The organism is Cellulomonas sp. JZ18 (assembly GCF_009720485.1).
Lineage (GTDB): Bacteria > Actinomycetota > Actinomycetes > Actinomycetales > Cellulomonadaceae > Cellulomonas.
In genome coordinates, this window is the sequence record NZ_CP045245.1 from 1,978,461 (window position 1) to 1,995,549 (window position 17,089).

At 77.4% G+C, this 17,089-nt stretch carries 17 protein-coding genes, 1 pseudogene and 1 riboswitch; of the genes and pseudogenes, 1 reads left to right on the top strand and 17 read right to left on the bottom strand.

The features are described from left to right. Positions 1–53 precede the first annotated feature (53 nt). Positions 54–1,208 (top strand): DUF3866 family protein, encoded by a 1,155-nt coding sequence (locus GC089_RS08975; RefSeq protein WP_155377404.1) that lies wholly within the window; start codon positions 54–56, stop codon positions 1,206–1,208. Positions 1,209–1,264: 56 nt separating this feature from the next. On the opposite strand, the gene GC089_RS08980 is transcribed toward GC089_RS08975, so the two are convergent. From GC089_RS08980 to mihF, 17 genes and pseudogenes are all read right to left on the bottom strand, one after another. Beyond that, complete coding sequence (locus tag GC089_RS08980) at positions 1,265–1,729, bottom strand: PH domain-containing protein (protein WP_230685166.1); 465 nt, start codon at positions 1,727–1,729, stop codon at positions 1,265–1,267. A 2-nt stretch (positions 1,730–1,731) separates the two neighbouring features. Further along, positions 1,732–2,580 carry an ATP phosphoribosyltransferase gene (hisG, locus tag GC089_RS08985; protein WP_155377405.1) on the bottom strand — a complete coding sequence of 283 codons (849 nt, stop codon included), beginning with the start codon at positions 2,578–2,580 and terminating at the stop codon, positions 1,732–1,734. Positions 2,581–2,652: 72 nt separating this feature from the next. Beyond that, positions 2,653–2,916, bottom strand: a complete 264-nt coding sequence (locus tag GC089_RS08990) for a phosphoribosyl-ATP diphosphatase (protein ID WP_136520006.1) — start codon at positions 2,914–2,916, stop codon at positions 2,653–2,655. Positions 2,917–2,927: 11 nt separating this feature from the next. Further along, positions 2,928–3,641, bottom strand: a complete 714-nt coding sequence (gene pnuC / locus GC089_RS08995; RefSeq protein WP_155377406.1) for a nicotinamide riboside transporter PnuC — start codon at positions 3,639–3,641, stop codon at positions 2,928–2,930. Beyond that, on the bottom strand, positions 3,638–4,105 hold the full coding sequence (gene ribH, locus GC089_RS09000; RefSeq protein WP_155377407.1) for a 6,7-dimethyl-8-ribityllumazine synthase: 468 nt from the start codon (positions 4,103–4,105) through the stop codon (positions 3,638–3,640). Before ribH ends, pnuC begins: the two co-directional genes overlap by 4 nt. Further along, positions 4,102–5,460 (bottom strand): GTP cyclohydrolase II, encoded by a 1,359-nt coding sequence (ribA, locus tag GC089_RS09005; protein WP_155377408.1) that lies wholly within the window; start codon positions 5,458–5,460, stop codon positions 4,102–4,104. The genes ribH and ribA overlap by 4 nt, the downstream gene beginning before the upstream one ends. Then, complete coding sequence (locus GC089_RS09010; protein ID WP_155377409.1) at positions 5,457–6,098, bottom strand: riboflavin synthase; 642 nt, start codon at positions 6,096–6,098, stop codon at positions 5,457–5,459. Before GC089_RS09010 ends, ribA begins: the two co-directional genes overlap by 4 nt. Continuing rightward, complete coding sequence (gene ribD / locus GC089_RS09015) at positions 6,098–7,180, bottom strand: bifunctional diaminohydroxyphosphoribosylaminopyrimidine deaminase/5-amino-6-(5-phosphoribosylamino)uracil reductase RibD (protein WP_155377410.1); 1,083 nt, start codon at positions 7,178–7,180, stop codon at positions 6,098–6,100. Before ribD ends, GC089_RS09010 begins: the two co-directional genes overlap by 1 nt. Before the next feature lie 91 nt (positions 7,181–7,271). Then, a riboswitch (FMN riboswitch) is annotated at positions 7,272–7,401 on the bottom strand. A 91-nt stretch (positions 7,402–7,492) separates the two neighbouring features. Further along, a complete protein-coding gene (rpe, locus tag GC089_RS09020; RefSeq protein ID WP_155377411.1) occupies positions 7,493–8,164 on the bottom strand; it encodes a ribulose-phosphate 3-epimerase in 672 nt (223 codons plus the stop codon). A gap of 73 nt (positions 8,165–8,237) precedes the next feature. Then, positions 8,238–9,779 (bottom strand): RsmB/NOP family class I SAM-dependent RNA methyltransferase, encoded by a 1,542-nt coding sequence (locus GC089_RS09025; RefSeq protein ID WP_155377412.1) that lies wholly within the window; start codon positions 9,777–9,779, stop codon positions 8,238–8,240. Positions 9,780–9,898: 119 nt separating this feature from the next. Beyond that, a pseudogene (fmt, locus tag GC089_RS09030) lies at positions 9,899–10,872 on the bottom strand (methionyl-tRNA formyltransferase). Positions 10,873–10,977: 105 nt separating this feature from the next. After that, positions 10,978–13,128 carry a primosomal protein N' gene (locus GC089_RS09035; RefSeq protein ID WP_155377413.1) on the bottom strand — a complete coding sequence of 717 codons (2,151 nt, stop codon included), beginning with the start codon at positions 13,126–13,128 and terminating at the stop codon, positions 10,978–10,980. A gap of 91 nt (positions 13,129–13,219) precedes the next feature. Then, the gene (gene metK / locus GC089_RS09040) at positions 13,220–14,419 is read right to left on the bottom strand and encodes a methionine adenosyltransferase (RefSeq protein ID WP_155377414.1); all 1,200 of its coding nucleotides are present in this window, start codon (positions 14,417–14,419) and stop codon (positions 13,220–13,222) included. Then, positions 14,416–15,666 (bottom strand): bifunctional phosphopantothenoylcysteine decarboxylase/phosphopantothenate--cysteine ligase CoaBC, encoded by a 1,251-nt coding sequence (gene coaBC / locus GC089_RS09045; protein WP_155377415.1) that lies wholly within the window; start codon positions 15,664–15,666, stop codon positions 14,416–14,418. The genes metK and coaBC overlap by 4 nt, the downstream gene beginning before the upstream one ends. A 9-nt stretch (positions 15,667–15,675) precedes the next feature. Beyond that, complete coding sequence (rpoZ, locus tag GC089_RS09050; protein ID WP_136520016.1) at positions 15,676–15,939, bottom strand: DNA-directed RNA polymerase subunit omega; 264 nt, start codon at positions 15,937–15,939, stop codon at positions 15,676–15,678. A gap of 158 nt (positions 15,940–16,097) precedes the next feature. Then, entirely contained in the window at positions 16,098–16,667 is a 570-nt protein-coding gene (gene gmk / locus GC089_RS09055) for a guanylate kinase (protein ID WP_155377416.1), read from the bottom strand. A 96-nt stretch (positions 16,668–16,763) separates the two neighbouring features. Continuing rightward, entirely contained in the window at positions 16,764–17,075 is a 312-nt protein-coding gene (mihF, locus tag GC089_RS09060) for an integration host factor, actinobacterial type (protein WP_136520018.1), read from the bottom strand. Positions 17,076–17,089: the final 14 nt, after the last annotated feature.

Genomic DNA, 17,089 nt, shown 5'->3' on the forward strand with positions numbered 1-17,089 from the left:
CCGGGGGCACCCGGACGGCGGTCGCACGTGCCGCCCCGTATACGGTGGCCCGCGTGATCGCGTGGCGTGCGGGTGTCGTGACGGAGTGCGGTGCCCGCTGGGACGGCGCCCTGGAGGCGCGGGTCGCCCTGGAGGACGACGACCGGACGGTGCGGGCCCTGGCCTACCCGGGGCTCGTCGGCGAGCTCGAGCCCGGCGCCCGCGTGCTGCTCAACGTGACGGCCCAGGCGCGCGGTCTCGGCACCGGCGGGTACGCGCTCGTCGTCGCGCGCGCCGACGCGCTCCCGGCGGACCCGCCGCCCGGGCCCGGGCACCTGGTGAAGGCCCGCTACACGCCCCTGCAGGCGATGGTGCTGGGCGTCGACGACCAGGAGTCCCCGCACCACGAGGCGCTGCGCGACGCCGACGACCTCGCGGGCATGCCCGTCGTCGTCGCCGACCTGCACTCGGCGCTGCCGGCGGTGCTCGCCGGCGCGCGCGCCGAGGCCGGGCTGCGGGGTCGCGCCCTGCGGGTCGCGTACGTGATGACCGACGGCGGCGCCCTGCCGGCGTGGTTCTCGCGCGCCGTCGCCGGGCTGCGCGACGCGGGGTGGGTCGACGCGTGCGTCACCACCGGGCAGGCCTTCGGCGGTGACCTCGAGGCCGTGACGGTCCACACCGGGCTGCTCGCGGCCCGGCACGTCGTGGGTGCCGACCTCGCGGTCGTGGCGCAGGGACCGGGCAACCTGGGCACCGGCACGCGGTGGGGCTTCTCGGGCGTCGCCGCGGGCGAGGCCGTCAACGCGGCCGGCGTCCTGGGCGGGCGTCCCGTGGCGTCCCTGCGCGTCTCCGGGGCGGACCCGCGCGAGCGGCACCTGGGCGTGTCCCACCACTCCCTCACGGCCTACGGCCGCGTGGCGCTCGCCGCGGCGGACGTGCCCGTGCCGGTGCTCGCCGACCTGCCGGGCACGCCGGCCGACCTCACCGCGCCGGCCGACCCCGACGCGTGGGCCGAGCTCGCGCACCGCGTGGAGGAGCAGACCACCAGGCTCGTCGCACCGGTCGGACGGCACCGCGCGCACCGGGTCACGGCGGACGGCACCCTGCTCGACGCGCTGCGGACCAGCCCCGTCCGCCTCTCCACGATGGGACGCGGCCTCGACGCCGACCCCGCGGCGTTCCTCGCCGCGGCCGCCGCCGGTGTGCACGCGGTGCGGCTGCTCGGCTGACGGGCGGCCGGACGAGGGCCCGACACGAGGTCCCGACCGCCCCCCGCGCCCCCGGCTCAGTCGTCCCGGGGGGTCGCGCTGCGCCGCGCGACGAGCGTCGCCAGCCGGCGCGCCTCCTGCTCGGCGAACGCGCCGTCGGCGCGCTGCACGCCCATGACCGCGAGGGTGTCCCCGTCGGCCAGGTCGAGCTGGACCCACGCCCGCCCCTGACCGAACCGCACGGACACGATCTGGGCCCACGTGACGTGCCGCGTGAAGAGCAGGTTGCGCACGAGCAGGCCGGTCTCGTCCGGCACGGCCCGCACGCTCGCCTGGCGCCAGCAGAACCACGCGACCGCCGCGCCGAACAGCAGGAAGCCCGCGGCGTCGAGCGGGCCGAGGCCCGGCATCGCGAGGACCAGCGCGACGGTCAGTGCGAGGAAGACCACCCCGACGGTGAGCGTCACGCGGCGCGCGAGCCGGGGGCGGAACGGCGCCGCGAGGCGCGCGTCCTCCGCCGGGGTGCCCGTGCCGTCGGCCACGGTCAGATCCGGCAGGCGTGGATCGACGTGACGAGGATCGCGCGCGCTCCGACGTCGTACAGGTCGTCCATCACCCGGTTGGTCTGGTCGCGGCGGACCATCGCGCGCACGGCCGCCCACTCCCCGTTGTGCAGCGGGGACACCGTCGGCGACTCCAGGCCCGGCGTGATCGCGACCGCCTTGTCGACGAGCGGCAGCGGCACGTCGTAGTCCATGAGCACGTACTCGCGGGCGGTCAGCACACCCTGCAGGCGGCGCGTGAGCACGTCGAGCCCCGCGGGCTCGGCGACGTCGGACCGACGGGCCAGCACCGCCTCCGAGCGCAGGATCGGCTCGCCGAACACCTCGAGCCCGGCCGCCCGCAGCGTCGTGCCGGTCTCCACCACGTCCGCGATGACGTCCGCGACACCGAGCCGGATCGCCGACTCCACCGCGCCGTCGAGACGGACGATCCCGGCCGGCTCGACACCGCGCTCGCGCAGGTGCACCGCGACGAGCTCCGGGTAGGAGGTCGCGATGCGCTTCCCGGCGACCTCGCGCGTGTCGGTGAGGGTGCCGGCGGTCGTCGCGAACCGGAACGTCGAGCGCGCGAAGCCGAGCGGCAGGTGCTCGACCGCCGCGGACCCCGAGTCGATGAGCAGGTCGCGGCCGGTGATGCCGACGTCGACGGTCCCGGCCCCGACGTACACGGCGACGTCCCGCGGGCGCAGGAAGAAGAACTCGACGTCGTTGTCCGGGTCGGGCAGGACGAGCTCACGCGAGTCGCGGCGCTGGCGGTAGCCCGCCTCGCGCAGCATCTCGACGGCGGGCTCGCTCAGCGAGCCCTTGTTGGGGACGGCGATCCTCAGCACGGATGTCCTCGGGTGGTGCGGTCGCACCGGGTGCGGTGCGGGACGGACGGGGGGTGGCGGCGCGCGGGGCGCTCAGAGGTGCGTGTACACGTCCTCGAGCGTCAGGCCGCGGGCCAGCATGAGCACCTGCAGGTGGTAGAGCAGCTGCGAGATCTCCTCGGCGGTGCGCTCGTCGGACTCGTGCTCGGCGGCCATCCACACCTCGGCGGCCTCCTCGACGACCTTCTTGCCGATGGCATGGACCCCCGCGTCCAGCTCCGCGACGGTGCCCGAGCCCGCGGGGCGGGTCGTCGCCTTCTCGGCGAGCTCGGCGAACAGGGAGTCGAAGGTCTTCACGTGGGTAGAGCCTAGACGTCCTGCCGGAGCGCGTCGGGCGCGTCCGCCGTGAGGCTGCCCGCACCCGCGGACGCGGTCACCTCCTGCGGCTCACCCGCCCGCTGCGCCCGCAGCCACACGCCGAAGCCGTACAGGACCACGCCGCCGTACACCGCGTACAGGACGGCGGACGGGTAGTAGCCGGCACGCAGGAGCAGGGGCACCCCGACGGCGTCCACGGCGATCCACACGAGCCAGAACTCGGTCCAGCCGCGCGCCATGCCGTACGTCGCCAGCAGGCTGCCGATGAAGATCCACGCGTCCGCCCACGGGCCCCACGAGCCGAGCGCCCGGAACACCAGCGCCGACACGACCGTGCCGACCGCTGCGACCACGACCATGCCCACGCGTGCGCGCGTGCTCGCCCAACGGGGCACGACCGCGGGCCCGCCGCCGTCGCCGCGCGCCTGCCGCCAGCGCACCCACCCGTAGACGGCGACCACCGCGAAGAACACCTGCCGGGCGGCCTGCCCGTACAGGTCCTTCGCCTGCGGCGTGTCGAAGACGCCGCCGAGGAAGACGGTGAGCAGCAGCACGTTGCCCGCGACCCCGACCGGCCACGCCCACACGCGCCGGCGCATCCCGCCGACCGCCGAGGCGAGGCCGAACAGGTTGCCGACGACCTCCCGCCACAGGATCGGCGCGCCCGCGACGACGAGCTGCGCGTCGAACAGCCAGTCGGTCACGCGAGCGCGCGCAGCGCCAGGACCGTCGCCACGGCGGCCTCGGCGGCCTCGGCGCCCTTGTCCTCCCGCGAGCCGTCCAGGCCCGCGCGGTCGAGGGCCTGCTGCTCGTCGTCGCACGTGAGCACGCCGAAGCCCACCGGGACGCCCGTGCGCAGCGCGACCTCGGTCAGCCCCCACGTCGCCGCCTGGCAGACGTAGTCGAAGTGCGGCGTGCCGCCGCGGATGACCACGCCGAGCGCGACGACGGCGTCCGCGTGGGCCGCGACGCGCTGCGCGGCCACCGGGAGCTCGAACGAGCCCGGCACGCGCACGAGCGTGACGTCCTCGACGTGCGCCGCCTCCAGGGCGCGCCGCGCCCCGGCGACCAGCCCGTCCATGACGGTCGTGTGCCAGCTCGCGGCGACGACGACGACGCGCAGACCGCGCCCGTCCAGGGTCAGGGTGGGCGCTCCCGCACCGCTCATGCCAGCTCCTCCAGGGGGTCGAACGCGTGGTCGGTGGTGTCCGCACCCGCGGGCGCGGGGGCGGCGTGCACGGGCTCGACCGCGATCGGCTCGCCCGTGGCGGCGCCGGGCAGGTGGAGCACGTGCCCCATGCTCGTCGCCTTCGTGCGCAGGTACGCCTCGTTGTGGGGCGTGCGCCCGACCTCGAGGCCACGGACCTCGACGACCTCGACGCCGTGCGCCCGCAGGCCCGTGACCTTGGCCGGGTTGTTCGTCAGCAGGCGCACCCGGGTGACGCCCAGGTGGGACAGGATCGCCGCGGCGGCTCCGTACTCGCGCCGGTCGGCGGGCCAGCCGAGGTCCAGGTTCGCCTCGACGGTGTCGCGGCCGGCGTCCTGCAACGCGTACGCGGCCACCTTGGCGAGCAGCCCGATGCCGCGTCCCTCGTGGCCGCGCAGGTAGACGACCGCGCCGCCCTCGGCGGCCGCGAGCTCGAGCGCCGCGTCGAGCTGCGGCCCGCAGTCGCAGCGGGCGGAGCCGAACGCGTCGCCGGTGAGGCACTCCGAGTGCACGCGCACCGTGGGGACGGCGGCGAGCCCGGTCGTCGGCACGAGCGCGACGTGCTCGTCGCCCGTGCGCAGGTCGCGGAAGCCGTGGATGCGGAAGTCGCCGTGCCGCGTCGGCAGGTGCGCCGTGTGCGTCGCGTGCACGCGCCCCGACGGCTCCGTGACGTCGCCCGGCACCGGCTCGGTGTCCCCGTGCTCGGTGCGCCACGCACGCAGGTCGGCGATCGTCAGCAGGACGAGGCCCTCCTCCTGCGCGATCCGGGACGCCTCCGTCAGCCGGACCATCGTGCCGTCGTCGTGCACGAGCTCGGCGATCGCGCCGACCGGCTCCAGGCCCGCGAGCCGGCACAGGTCGACGGCTGCCTCGGTGTGCCCCGCGCGGTGCAGGACACCGCCCGGCACCGCGCGCAGCGGCAGCACGTGGCCGGGGCGGATGAGGTCGTGCGGCCCGCTCGCCGGGTCCGCGAGCACGCGCAGGGTGCGGGCGCGGTCGGCCGCGGAGATGCCGGTCGACACGCCCGTCGCGGCGTCGACCGTCACGGTGTACGCGGTGCGCCGGGGGTCCTGGCTGTGCGGGACCATGAGGGGCAGGTCGAGCGCGTCCGCGCGCGCCGCGGGCATCGGGGCGCACAGGTAGCCCGAGGAGTGCCGGATCGTCCACGCCACCCACTCCGGGGTGGCGGACTGCGCGGCGAGGATGACGTCCGCCTCGTCCTCGCGGTCCGGGGAGTCGGCCACCAGCACGGGCCGGCCCGCGCGCAGCGCGTCCAGGGCCTCCTCGACGGTGCCGAGGCGCACCGGGGCGCTCATCGGGACGCCGCCGCGCCGGGCAGGGCGCCGGCCGCGGCCAGCAGCCGCTCGGTGTACTTCGCGAGCACGTCCACCTCCAGGTTCACGCGCGCCCCCGGCTCCAGCGTGCCCAGCGTGGTCGCGGCGAGCGTCGTCGGGATGAGCGAGACCCCGAACGCGTCCTCGGCCACGTGCGTCACCGTGAGCGAGACGCCGGAGACGGTGATCGAGCCCTTCTCGGCGACGTACCGCGCGAGGGACGGGTCGAGCGCGATCTCGACGTCGTCCCAGCGCGGGCCCGGTCGCCGCGAGCGGACGGTGCCCACGCCGTCCACGTGCCCCTGGACCACGTGCCCGCCGTACCGGCCGCCGACCGCCATCGCGCGCTCCAGGTTCACGGCGTCGCCGGCCGCGAGGGCCCCCAGCGCGGTGCGGCGCAGCGACTCGGGCATGACGTCGACGGCGAACGTCCCGTCGCCCGGCAGGTCGGTCACGGTCAGGCACACGCCGGACACGGCGATCGAGTCCCCCGGGCGCGCGTCGGACACGACGAGCGGCCCGCGCACGCGCAGGCGGGCGTCCCCCTCGCCCTCGGGGGTGGGCGTGCCCGGCTCGAGCGCGACGACGGTCCCGATCTCCTCGACGATCCCGGTGAACATCAGTGCTCCTCAGTGGTGGTGGGGTCGAGCACGGGGGTGGCGACGACGAGCACGTCGGGGCCGAGCGGGACGACCTCGACGGTGCGCAGCCGCACGGCCTCGGCGATCGTCCGCACACCCAGGTCGGCGACGGCCGCCGGGCCGGCACCCAGGACGACGGGGGCGACGTAGGCGTGCACCTCGTCGACGAGACCGGCGCCGAGGAACGCGGCCGCCAGGGTCGGGCCGCCCTCGACCAGGACGTGCCGCACCTCCCGCTCGTGCAGGACGCGCAGCACCTCGGCGGGGTCGTGCGTGCGCACGTGCACGAGCGCGCCGCCCGGTCCGTGCAGGCGGGCGCCCGGCGGCACGTCGCGGTGGCCGACGACGACGCGCAGCGGCTGGCGCTCGACCAGCCCGCCGTCCACCGTGCGGGCCGTCAGGGACGGGTCGTCCGCGAGCACCGTGCCGGTGCCCACGGCGATGGCGTCGACCTCGGCGCGCAGGCCGTGCGCGTGGTGCCGCGCGGGTGCGGAGGTGATCCAGCGGCTCGTGCCGTCGGCCGCTGCCACGCGTCCGTCGAGCGTCGACGCGAGTTTGAGGGTGACGAACGGCCGTCCGCGCCGGACGGCGGGCAGCCAGGCGCCCAGCGCCTGCTCCCCCGCGGCGGCCAGCACACCGGTGACGACCTCCACCCCCGCGTCGCGCAGGCGGCCGGCGCCGCCGGCGGCCACCGGGTTGGGGTCCTCGACGGACACGACGACGCGCGCGACGCCGGCGTCGAGGAGGGCCCGCGTGCACGGGCCGGTCCGGCCGGTGTGGTCGCACGGCTCCAACGTCACCACGGCCGTCGCGCCACGCGTGCCGGCACCCCGGGCGGCGGCGTCGGCCAGCGCGGCCACCTCGGCGTGCGCGGTGCCGGCACCGCGGTGCCACCCCTCGCCCAGGACCTCGCCGTCCGGCGCGAGCAGGACGCACCCCACGCGGGGGTTCGGGCCGTGCGGGCCGCGCGCCGCGAGCTCGAGGGCGCGGCGCATGGCGTCGACCTCGACGGGTGCCGCAGCCGGGGCCGTCACCACGGCGGGGCCGCTCGTCCCGCTCATCCGTCCCACCTCCGTGCGCGCGGGCGCTCCGGGGTGGACGGGTCGCCGCGGCGCACCGCGGACCGTCACGGCGCGCACCGGGCGCGCCGCCACGTGTCTCCTCCCATCCGGACTGTCACCGTCGGTCCTGGAGTTCCACCAGGTCAACCGCCGGGCCCGAGGGCCCTGCGGGTCGCGGACTGTCACCGCCGGCTCGGAATTGCACCGACCCCGGAGCACGTGTGTTGCTGTTCGTACCGGCCAACGATCATGCCACAGCGGGCATTCCCGCTCGCGCCCGTCCGCGCTCCGGTCGCCGGCGCGCGGACGGCGTCAGACCAGCGTCGGCGGGGCCTCGGCGAGCCGGCGCAGCGCGGCGATCTCCCCCGCGACGTCGTCGGCCCCGTACACCGCGGACCCCGCCACGAAGACGTTCGCGCCGGCCCGGGCGATCCCCGCGATCGTGTCCCGCGAGACGCCGCCGTCGACCTGCACGGAGGTCGCCAGCCCGGCGGCGTCGATCGCCTGCCGGGTCCGGCGGATCTTCGGCAGCGTGCCCTCGATGAAGGACTGCCCGCCGAAGCCGGGCTCGACGGTCATCACCAGCACCATGTCGAGCTCGCCGAGCAGGTCGAGGAACGGCTCCACGGGCGTGGCCGGCCGCAGCGCGACCGCGGCACGCACCCCGCCGGCGCGCAGCTCACGGGCGAGGCGCACGGGTGCCTGCGTCGCCTCCGCGTGGAACGTGACGGACGCGGCCCCGGCCTCGGCGTACTGCGGCGCCCAGCGGTCCGCGTCCTCGATCATCAGGTGCACGTCCAGCGGCACCGGGCTCACCTGGGCGATGCGGCGCACCACCGGCAGCCCCAGCGTCAGGTTCGGCACGAAGTGCTGGTCCATGACGTCGACGTGGACGAAGTCGGCCGACGCGATGGCCTGCAGCTCGCGCTCGAGGTTCGCGAAGTCGGCGGACAGGATGCTGGGGTTGATCTGCACGGGCGCCACGCGGCCACGCTACCGAGGTCCCCGCCGGCCCGCGTCCGGCGCCCGCCGCAGCCCCGCGGCGCTGCGGTGCGGGTCAGGTGCGCCGCAGCAACGCGAGGTACATCGCGTCCGTGCCGTGCACGTGCGGCCACAGCTGCACGTCCGGGTGCCCGTCCGTGCGCGTGGCGGCCCACTCCGGCGCCACCTCGGCGAGCACGGCACCGGCGTCGAGCACCTCGACCTCCGTGCCGGCGCGGGCGGCCGCGCGCACCGCGTCCGTCACCACGAGCCGGGTCTCGGCCAGGTGCGGCGAGCAGGTGACGTAGGCCACCACGCCACCCGGTCGCACGGCGGCCAGCGCCGAACGGAGCAGCTCACGCTGCAGCGTCCCCAGGGTCGCGAGGTCGGCCGGCGTGCGGCGCCAGCGCGCCTCGGGTCGCCGCCGCAGCGCGCCCAGGCCCGTGCAGGGCGCGTCCAGCAGCACGCGGTCGTAGGACCCGGGCTCGTCGTCCCCGACCGTCCGCCCGTCCCCCGTGCGCACCTCCTCCACCGCCCCGCCCGGGGCCGCCCGCAGCGACTGCGCGACCAGGCGGCTGCGGTGCGGCTGCACCTCGTTCGCCACCAGGCGTGCGCCGCGCTGCCCCGCGGCAGCCGCCAGCAGCGACGCCTTGCCGCCCGGCCCCGCGCACAGGTCCAGCCAGCGCTCGTCCGGCCCGTCGAGCCCAGCGGCCACGAGGGCGAGCGCGACGAGCTGGCTGCCCTCGTCCTGGACGCCCGCACGTCCCTCCCGCACGGCCGGCAGGGACCCCGGGTCGCCGCCGGGCAGCACGACCGCCGTCGGCGCGAACGGCGCGGGCGCCGCGTCGGGACCGGCCTGCGCGGCGAGCTCGGCGGTCGTGACGAGCCCGGGCCGCGCGACGAGCGTGACCCGCGGCGCGGCGTTGTCGGCCGCGAGCAGCGCGCCGACCTCCGAGGCGGGCCGGCCGTCCGCGACGAGCGCCTCGCGCAGCGCGCGCACGACCCACGCGGGGTGGCTCTGCGTGACGGCGAGCCGCGCGACCTCGTCCGTGCCCGCCGGGTCGGCCGCGTCACCGATGCGCGCCAGCCAGTCGTCGACGTCGCGCTCGGCGACCCGGCGCAGGACCGCGTTCACGAACTGCGCCGCACCCGCCCCGACGCGCTCGCGCGCCAGGCCGACGGTCTCGGACACGGCGGCGTGCGCGGGCACGCGCATCCCGAGCAGCTGGTGGGCGCCGAGCCGCAGCAGGTCGAGCACGGGCGGGTCGACCTGGTCCAGCGGACGCGACGACGCGAGCGTCAGGACGGCGTCGTACCGTCCGCGCAGGCGCAGCGTGCCGTACGCGAGCTCGGTCGCGAACCCGGCGTCCCGCCCCTCCACGCCCCGCTCCCGCAGGAGCGGCGGCAGCACGAGGTTCGCGTACGCCTCGTCGTCCGCCACGGCCCGCACCGCGTCGAACGCGGCCGAACGTGCCGCGTCACCCGTGCGCGCACGCCGTCCCGGTGCCGCCGCCGTGCGGTGCCCCCGCCCCTGCGCACGGGCGGCGCCGCGCTCCCGTCCCCGGGCGTCGCGCCGTCCACCCTCCCCCGGCGGGCGCCCGGAGCCGGGACGTCCCATGCCGTCGTCGGCACGGCCGCCGCCGCCTCGACCGCCGCCGTCCCGACCGCCGCCGTCCCGGCCGCCTCCGTGCCGTCCGCCTCCGGACGGCCGCGGACGTCCCTGCGCGTCGCCGGCGCTCACGAGGCCGCCCCCGCCTGCCGCACGCCGGTCGCGTCGCCGTCGGCGCCGAGCACGGTGCCGTCCGCCGGGCGCGCCCCGCGCGCCCAGTCGGCCGCCGCCATCGCACGCCGCCCGGGGGGACCACCTCGCCGAGGCGCACCGCGCCGCCACCGGCGCCGACGAGGACCTCCCGCTTGGTCGCCCGGAGCTCGCCCGGTGCCAGCCCCGTCACGTCGGCCACCGGCTCGACCGGGCCCAGCCCGAGCCGGGACCCGTCCGGCAGCGTCGTCCAGGCGCCCGGCGCGGGCGTGCAGCCGCGGACGCGCCGGTCCACCACGTGGGCCGGGTGCCACCAGCGCACGCGGGCGTCCTCGGGGCCCAGCTTCGGGGCGTGGCTCACGCCCTCCGCGGGCTGCGCGACGGGCGTGAGGGCGCCGTCCTCGATGCCGTCGAGCGTGCGCACGAGCAGCTCCGCGCCCGCCGTGGACAGGCGGTCGAGCAGGTCGCCCGAGGTGTCGCGCGGCCGGACCTGCTCGGTGAGCGTGCCGTACACCGGCCCGGTGTCCAGGCCCTCCTCGAGGCGGAACGTCGACGCGCCCGTGACCTCGTCGCCGGCCATGACGGCGTGCTGCACCGGCGCCGCCCCGCGCCACGCGGGCAGGACCGAGAAGTGCAGGTTGACCCAGCCGTGCCGCGGCACGTCCAGCAGGGCGGGCGGGACCAGCACGCCGTACGCGACGACGGGAGCGGCGTCCACGCCCAGCGCGGCGATCTCGTCGCGCGCCTGCGGGTCCCGCAGCGTGCGCGGCGTCAGCACGGGGATCCCACGCTCCCGCGCGACCGCCGCGACGGGCGACGGCGTCAGCGCCCTGCCGCGGCCGACCCGGGCATCGGGTCGCGTGAGCACCGCCACCACCTCGTGCCGGGACGCGAGCAGGGCCTCGAGGGACGGCACTGCCGGGGCGGGGCTCCCGGCGAACAGCAGACGCATGGGCTCGATCCTAGGTCGCGCCCGTGCCACCCTCTCCCGCCGGCCCGCCCGCCCCGCGTCCGCCGGCACCGGTCTCACGGCGTCCGCCGGCACCGGCGCGGCGGCTCAGAGGAGGTCCACCGGGTCGACCGCGACACGCACGGTGCCGCCCTCGCGCCGCGCGCTGCGGATCGCGACCGAGGCAGCGACCGCCTGCGCGAGCGCGCGTCCCGCCGCGACCGGCACGCGCAGCAGCGCACGGACCTCCGGGTCGAGCGTCGGTCCGCCGTCCGGCGTCTGGACCGGCACGGGGCCGAGCACCTCGACGTCCGGCAGGTCGAGGCGGCCCAGGACGGCGGCCACGGCGTCCCGCGTGCCGGTGACCGCCGCCACGCGCACGGCCGGCGGCAGGCGCAGCTCCGCCCGCTCGGCGAGCTCGCGCGACGCGAGCCCCGCAGGGTCCCAGCGCACGAGGGCCTGGGTGGGCCGGACCAGGCCGTCCCCGACGAGCAGCACCTGGCCGCCGTCGCCCGCGGGACGCACGAGCGCCGCCGCGGCGAGCCACCGGCGCAGCGCGTCGGACTCCGCGCCCAGCCGCGTGCCGGCGCTCGCGACCGCCGCGTCGAGCAGGACCGCCGCCGCGTAGCCGCCGGGCGCCACGGGTTCCGCCCCGGGCGTCGCGACGACCAGGGCGGGCCGGTCGGGGACCTCGCCCAGCACACCGCCGGCCGCGCGCGCACCGGACACGCGCACCGTCACGCCCGGGAAGGCGCGGCCCAGCTCCTCGGCCGTCCGCTCGGAGCCGACGCGCACCGACCGCAGCGCGGTCGCCCCGCACTCGCCGCAGTGCCAGCCCGTGGCGAGCCGCCCGCACCACCCGCACGACGGCGCACCACCGCCCGTGGTCAGGCCCAGGGGGCCGTGGCACGTGGCGCAGCGTGCGGCGGCGCGGCAGCGGCCGCAGGCGAGCACCGGGACGTAGCCCGCCCGCGGTGTCTGCACGAGCACCGGCCCCGCGGCGAGCGCGTCCCGCAGGACGCGCCACGCGGGGCCCGGCAGCCGCGCGGCGGCCGCCGGTCCCTCCCGGGCGAGCTCGACCGACGTCAGCGCGCGCACGCGCGGCGTGCTCGCGCGCACGACGGCCCGCTCGGCGGCGACCTCCCGCGCCCAGCCGGTCTCCACGAGGTGCTGGGCCTCGACGGTGCGGCCGTGCGCGCCGACCAGCAGCGCGCAGCCCTCGAGCTCCGAGCGCAGCGCGAGCACCTCGCGCACGTGCGGGTACGGCGCGCGCGGCTCGGCGTGCTGCCCGTCGCCGTCGTCCCACACCACCGCGAGCCCCAGGCGCGCCACCGGGGCGAACGCCGAGGCGCGGGTACCGACGACGACGCGCGCGGTGCCGCGCAGCGTCGCGAGGAACGCGCGGTACCGGGCGGCGGGTCCGTCCTCGGCGACGAGCCGTGCGACCGGTCCCCCGGCGCCCGTGCCCGCGAGCCCCAGCTCGGCGAGCGCGCGCACCACGCGGTCCACGTCCCGTCCGTCGGGCACGACGACCAGGGCTCCGCGGCCCCCGCGCAGGCACGCGGCGACCGCCTGGGCGACCGCCACGGCCCACCGGTGCTCGCCCACGGCGTGCAGCGCCGACCAGACCGCGCGAGGCGCGCCGCCGTCGGCGACGTGCCGGCAGAACGCCACGCCGCCGCGGTACGCCGCCCACGCGGACGGGTCGACGGCGGGTGCCGCCCCTGCGGGGCCCGGGTCGCCGCCCGCGCCCGCGCCGCCCGTGCCCGCCTCGTCCGAGCCCGCCCCGCCCGCGCCCGCCTCGCGCGGCTCGCCCTCCACGCGCGCGTGCCGGGGTGGCACCGCGAGCCGCAGCACGTCAGCCGTGGTGCCGGCCCAGCGCTCCGCGACCGCCCGGGCCAGCCGCGCGACCTGCGGCGTGAGCACCGGCTCGGCCGACACGACCCGGCGCAGCGGCAGGAGGCGGCCGCCGTGCTCGGCGTCCGCCGTCCGCTCCAGCAGCCACCCGTCGACGTCCTGACCCGCGAAGCGGACCTTGACCCGCACCCCCGGTCGCGCCACGTCGTCGAGGGACTCCGGCACGAGGTACTCGAACGTGCGGTCGAGGTGCGGCGGCGCCAGGTCGACGCAGACCCGCGCCACGGGCAGCGACGCGGCGGGGGTGAGCGACGGGGGGGTCCGCGGGCGGCGCGGCGCCGGCACGTCGAGACCGGCGAGCGTCGGCTGCTCCGGACCGGACCCTGCGCTCACGTCCGTCATCCCACCACGTCCCGGCGACACGCCCCGCGCAGGTGGGCCTGCGGCCGCCGCGACGCCGCGTCGCGCACCCGGCCGGCCGGACGGGCCGCGGTCAGCCGACCGCCGACAGCAGGTCGGCGACGCGGTCCGTGCGCTCCCAGGTGAACTCGGGCAGCTCGCGCCCGAAGTGCCCGTACGCGGCCGTGCGGCGGTAGACGGGACGCAGCAGGTCGAGGTCGCGGATGATCGCGGCGGGACGCAGGTCGAACACGTCCTGGATCGCCGCCGTCAGCCGGTCGACCGGGACGGTCCCCGTCCCGAACGTCTCGACGTACAGCCCGACGGGGTGCGCCTTGCCGATCGCGTACGCGACCTGCACCTCGCACCGGCGCGCCAGGCCCGCGGCCACGACGTTCTTGGCGACCCACCGCATCGCGTACGCGGCCGAGCGGTCCACCTTCGACGGGTCCTTGCCCGAGAACGCGCCGCCGCCGTGGCGTGCCATGCCGCCGTAGGTGTCGACGATGATCTTGCGGCCCGTCAGGCCCGCGTCCCCCTGCGGGCCGCCGACGACGAACTGCCCCGTGGGGTTCACGAGCAGCCGGTGCGCGGAGACGTCGAGGTCGAGACCCTCGAGCACGGGCGCGACCACGAGCTCGGCGACGTCGCCCGCGAGCGTGGCCTCGAGGACGTCGGGCTCGTGCTGCGTCGACAGCACGACGGTGTCGAGGCTCACCGGGCGGTCCCCCTCGTAGCCGACCGTCACCTGCGTCTTGCCGTCCGGTCGCAGCCCTGCCAGCGACCCGTCCTTGCGCACGGCCGCGAGCCGCTCGGCGAGCCGGTGCGCGAGCCAGATCGGCAGCGGCAGGAGCGAGGGCGTGTCGTCGCTGGCGTACCCGAACATCAGACCCTGGTCACCGGCGCCCTGCAGGTCCAGCGGGTCCATGTCGGAGGCGTCCTCGCGGACCTCGATCGCCTTGTCGACGCCCGCCGCGATGTCAGGCGACTGCTGGCCGATGGAGACCGACACGCCGCACGAGTCGCCGTCGAAGCCGATGTGCGACGAGGTGTAGCCGATGCCGCGCACGACCTCGCGCACGATCTGCGGGATCTCGACGTAGGCGCTGGTGGTCACCTCGCCGGCCACGTGCACGAGGCCGGTGGTGACCATCGTCTCGACCGCGACGCGCGCCGCGGGGTCCTGCTCGAGGATCGCGTCCAGGATCGCGTCGGAGATCTGGTCGCAGATCTTGTCGGGGTGCCCCTCCGTGACGGACTCGGAGGTGAACAGACGAAGGGGCGTCGAACTCATGACCGCAGCGTATCGGCGCCCGAACCGTCGTCCGCGCGCCCGTCCAGGTGCGCCCGGACGGCGTCCCAGACCGCGTGCGCGACGTCCTGCTTGGGCCCGGAGGCGCTCGCGACGACCTCGCCGTCACGGTCGAGGACGGTGACGTCGTTCGTCGCCGCGCCGAACGCGAGGCCGGCGCCGACCGCGTTCACGACGAGCAGGTCCGCGCCCTTGCGCCGCGCCTTCGCCCGTCCGTGCTCGAGCACGGACGCGTGGGCGTCACCCGTCTCCGCGGCGAACCCGACGACGGCCTGCCCGGGCCGCGGCGGGTCCGTCACGAGCTCGCGCAGGACGTCCACGGTCTCCACGAGCCGCAGGACGGGCGCCTCGCCGGTCTTCTTCAGCTTCGCGTCGGCCACGGTCTCGGGCCGGTAGTCCGCGACGGCCGCCGCCATGACGACCACGTCCGCGTCCTTCGCCGCCGAGCGCACGGCGTGCCGCAGCTCCTCGCCCGTCTCGACGGGGACGACCGCGACGTCGCCGGCCTGCGCGACCACGTCAGGGGCGACGTTGGCGGCGACGAGCGTCACCCGGGCGCCCCGCTCCGCCGCGGCCCGCGCGAGAGCGGCGCCCTGCCGGCCGGACGAGCGGTTGCCGAGGAACCGCACGGGGTCGAGCGGCTCCCGGGTGCCGCCCGCGGACACGACCACGCGGACGCCGTCGAGGTCGTGCGGACGCGCACCCCCGCCGACGAGCGCGAGCGCGGCGTCGGCGATCACCTCGGGCTCGGGCAGCCGACCCGGTCCGGTGTCGGCGCCGGTGAGGCGGCCCGACGCCGGGTCCAGCACGTGCACACCGCGTGCCCGCAGCGTCGCGACGTTGGCGACGGTGGCGGGGTGCTCCCACATCTCGGTGTGCATCGCCGGTGCGAGCAGCACCGGGCACCGCGCCGTGAGCAGCGTCGCCGTCAGCAGGTCGTCCGCGTGGCCCCCCGCCGCACGGGCGAGCAGGTCGGCCGTCGCGGGGGCGACGACCACCAGCTCGGCCTGCTTGCCGATCGCCACGTGCGCGACGCGGTCGACGTCCTCGAACACCTCGGTCGTCACGGGCTGGCCCGACAGGGCCTCCCACGTCGCACGCCCGACGAACTCCAGCGCCGCGCGCGTCGGCACGACGCGCACCTCGTGACCCTGCTCGCGCAGGAGCCGCAGGAGCAGGACCGCCTTGTACGCGGCGATCCCGCCCGCGACGCCGAGGACGATGCGCACGGCGGTGCGTCAGCCCTCGGTGGGCTCGGCCGTGAGCAGGCCCGCGTCGATCTCGCGCATCGCGATCGACAGCGGCTTCTCCTGCGGACGCGTCTCGACGAGCGGCCCGACGTACTCGAGCAGGCCCTCGTTGAGCTGGGCGTAGTAGGCGTTGATCTGCCGCGCGCGCTTGGCGGAGAAGAGCACGAGCGCGTACTTGGAGTCGGCGCGCTCGAGGAGGCGGTCGATCGGCGGGTCGGTGATGCCCGTGGGGGCGGCGACGGTTCCGGACACGGAGGACTCCCGTCCTGAGAGGGGTGCTGGACGCTGCGCCGCGGCGGGACCGCGGCCCGGCCGTGCGTCCGCCGCGGTCACCGGCACGACGAGCGAACGAGCTCGGTCGGACGACGCGGTCGGACGACCCGGTCGGGCGGGCGCAGACAGGCCCCATGCTACCGGGTCGGCAGGCCCATCAGGCCGACGAGCTCGTCCGTGGCGCGGTGCACGTCGTCGTTGACGACGACGTGGTCGAACTCCGGCTCCGCGGCGAGCTCCACGCGTGCGGACGCGAGCCGGCGCTCGCGCTCCTCCTCGTCCTCGGTGCCGCGGCCCACGAGCCGGCGGACGAGCTCGTCCCACGAGGGCGGGGCGAGGAACACGAAGCGTGCGTCGGGCATCGACGCACGGACCTGGCGTGCGCCCTGCAGGTCGATCTCGAGCAGGGCCGGCTCCCCGGCGGCGAGCCGCTCCTCGACCGGTCCGCGCGGCGTGCCGTACCGGTTGCGCCCGTGCACGACCGCCCACTCCAGCAGCTCGCCCCGCTCGACCATCTCGTCGAAGCGCTCGGGCGAGACGAAGTGGTAGTGGACGCCGTCGACCTCGCCAGGTCGCGGTGCGCGGGTCGTCATCGAGACCGACAGCCACACCTGCGGGTAGCGGGCGCGGATGTCCGCCGAGACGGTCCCCTTCCCCACGGCGGTCGGTCCGGCGAGCACGGTCAGCCGTGCCGGCTGCGTCGTCATGGGGTCGGTGCCTCTTCTCGTGCGGGTGGTGCGGCGCGGGCGCGCCTCGGCGCCCGTCCCCGGGTCGGGGCGGGCGCCGGGAAGCAGCGGCTCGGCTCAGCCGAAGCGGTCGACGAGCGCCTTGACCTGGTGCGGACCCAGGCCGCGGACGCGACGCGTCTCCGAGATGCCGATCTCGGACATGATCGCGCGGGCCTTGACCTTGCCGACGCCCGGCAGCGACTCGAGCAGGGCGGCGACCTTGAGCTTGCCGATCGTCTCGTCCTTCTGCCCCTGCTCGATGACCTCGGACAGGGAGCCCTGCGAGTACTTCAGGCGGTTCTTGACCTCGGCACGTGCCTGACGTGCCGCGGCTGCCTTCTCGAGCGCGGCGGCTCGTTGTTCGGGAGTCAGCGGGGGGAGAGCCACGCGCGTCACCTTCT

Excerpts from the sequence above, each read along its gene's own strand:
- ribH (WP_155377407.1), bottom strand. The coding sequence starts at position 4,105 with ATGAGCGGTGCGGGAGCGCCCACCCTGACCCTGGACGGGCGCGGTCTG.
- ribA (WP_155377408.1), bottom strand. The coding sequence starts at position 5,460 with ATGAGCGCCCCGGTGCGCCTCGGCACCGTCGAGGAGGCCCTGGACGCG.
- GC089_RS09010 (WP_155377409.1), bottom strand. The coding sequence starts at position 6,098 with ATGTTCACCGGGATCGTCGAGGAGATCGGGACCGTCGTCGCGCTCGAG.
- ribD (WP_155377410.1), bottom strand. The coding sequence starts at position 7,180 with ATGAGCGGGACGAGCGGCCCCGCCGTGGTGACGGCCCCGGCTGCGGCA.
- GC089_RS09025 (WP_155377412.1), bottom strand. The coding sequence starts at position 9,779 with ATGGGACGTCCCGGCTCCGGGCGCCCGCCGGGGGAGGGTGGACGGCGC.
- GC089_RS09035 (WP_155377413.1), bottom strand. The coding sequence starts at position 13,128 with ATGACGGACGTGAGCGCAGGGTCCGGTCCGGAGCAGCCGACGCTCGCC.
- metK (WP_155377414.1), bottom strand. The coding sequence starts at position 14,419 with ATGAGTTCGACGCCCCTTCGTCTGTTCACCTCCGAGTCCGTCACGGAG.
- gmk (WP_155377416.1), bottom strand. The coding sequence starts at position 16,667 with ATGACGACGCAGCCGGCACGGCTGACCGTGCTCGCCGGACCGACCGCC.